The sequence below is a fragment of the Romboutsia sp. 13368 genome, from assembly GCF_018336475.1.
Classification (GTDB): domain Bacteria; phylum Bacillota; class Clostridia; order Peptostreptococcales; family Peptostreptococcaceae; genus Romboutsia.
This window is the reverse complement of record NZ_CP048741.1, coordinates 666,080-667,971: the sequence shown is the minus strand read 5'-3', so window position 1 is coordinate 667,971 and position 1,892 is coordinate 666,080. Positions and strand designations below refer to the sequence as shown.

General features: G+C 25.9%; 1 protein-coding gene. It reads left to right on the top strand.

Going from position 1 to position 1,892, the window contains the following annotated elements; all coding sequences use genetic code 11:
• Positions 1 to 278: 278 nt before the first annotated feature.
• On the top strand, positions 279 to 1,607 hold the full coding sequence (locus tag G3997_RS02725) for an FAD-dependent oxidoreductase (protein WP_296647699.1): 1,329 nt from the start codon (positions 279 to 281) through the stop codon (positions 1,605 to 1,607).
• The last annotated feature ends 285 nt before the right edge of the window (positions 1,608 to 1,892 follow it).

The window sequence follows — 1,892 nt, the reverse complement described above, 5'->3', positions numbered from 1 at the left end:
TATCGTATATACCTTTATCATAAATCATTTTATAAACTTTTTTATTAATATTTACTTCATATAATTTTAATTTGATAAACTTATTCAAACTAAGTACATATATCTTTAAAATTAACATTAAAATTATTTCAAATTATCTGCATACTAATGTATATTTTTATCAAACTAATATAATCTAATAAAGTTTTTGATAATTATATCAAAATCATTGTCTGCTTTTTATAAATCAAGGATATTAATATAATATAGAATAATAAAACTAGTGTGAGGTCTAAAATATGAAAGTTATAGTTGTTGGATGTACACATGCAGGTACTGCTGCTGTTGTTAATATAAGAGAAAACTATCCTAATAGTGAAGTTGTCATTTACGAAAAAAATAATAATGTATCATTTTTATCATGTGGTATAGCATTAAATRTCGGTAAAGTTATAGATACAACTGAAAAATTATTTTATAGTTCACCTGATGCTTTAAATTCATTAGGTGCACAAACTAAAATGCAACATGAGGTTTTAGATATAGATTTTAAAAATAAAAAGTTATCAGTAAAAAACTTATTGACTAATGAAGTATTTGAAGACAATTATGATAAACTAGTTTTAACTTTAGGTTCTTGGCCTATTGTACCTAAATTTGAAGGTGGAAGCTTAGACAATATAGTTTTATGTAAAAACTACAACCATGCTTTAGATATAATAAAAAGAAGTGAAAATGCAAAAAACATTGTTGTCATAGGTGCAGGTTACATTGGTGTTGAACTTGCTGAAGCCTTTGAAATGCAAGGTAAAAACACTACACTCATAGACGCTGAAAATAGGATTATGGCTAAATATCTAGATAAAGAATTTACAGATATAGCAGAAAGTGAATTTAAAAATAGAGGTGTTAACATAGTATTAGGAGAAAAAGTTCAAAAATTTGAAGGAACTAATACTGTAGAAAAAGTTATCACTGATAAAGGTGAATATGAAGCGGATTTAGTAGTTTTATGTATAGGATTTGCCCCTAATACAAAACTTGTTCAAGGAAAATTAGAAACTCTACCTAATGGTGCAATAATAATAGATGAATATATGAGAACTAGTGAAGAAGATGTTTTTGCTGCTGGAGATTGCTGTGTAGTTAAATACAATCCTGCAAAAGACAATAGATATATACCTCTTGCTACTAATGCAGTTAGAATGGGAACTTTAGTTGGTAAAAACTTAATAAAACCAACGCTTAAGTATATGGGAACTCAAGGTACTTCTGGAATAAAGATATATGATAAATGTATAGCTTCTACTGGACTTACTGAAGATGTTGCTAAAGCTACAACAAATTATAATGTAGGTAGTGTAACAATAAATGAAAACTATAGACCTGAATTTATGCCTACATTTGAGGAAGCTAAAATTAAGTTGATATTTGATAAAGATTCTAGAAAAATACTAGGTGGTCAAATAATATCTAATATAGATTTAACTCAATATATGAATACTTTATCTGTAGTTATACAAAATGAAATGACAGTTGAAGAATTAGCTATGACTGATTTCTTCTTCCAACCACACTTTAACAAACCTTGGAGCTTATTAAATACAGTTGCTTTAAAAGCACTGTAGATATATTTATAAAATTTATTAACAGCATATAAATTACYTATTTAAAATTTAAACAGGTAATTTTTTACTTAACTCTAATATTATTTAAACTAATTTATGAATAAATAAAACATAAAAAAATCAAAATAAATATGACGTTTTAATTACATAAGGAGGAATAAAAAATGAAAGTAACATTTCAAGGAAACCCATTAACATTAGCAGGAACTCAAATTAAAGTTGGTGATACAGCTCCTGACTTTACAGTTACAGATAATGATTTAAATCCAATAAAATTAAATGATA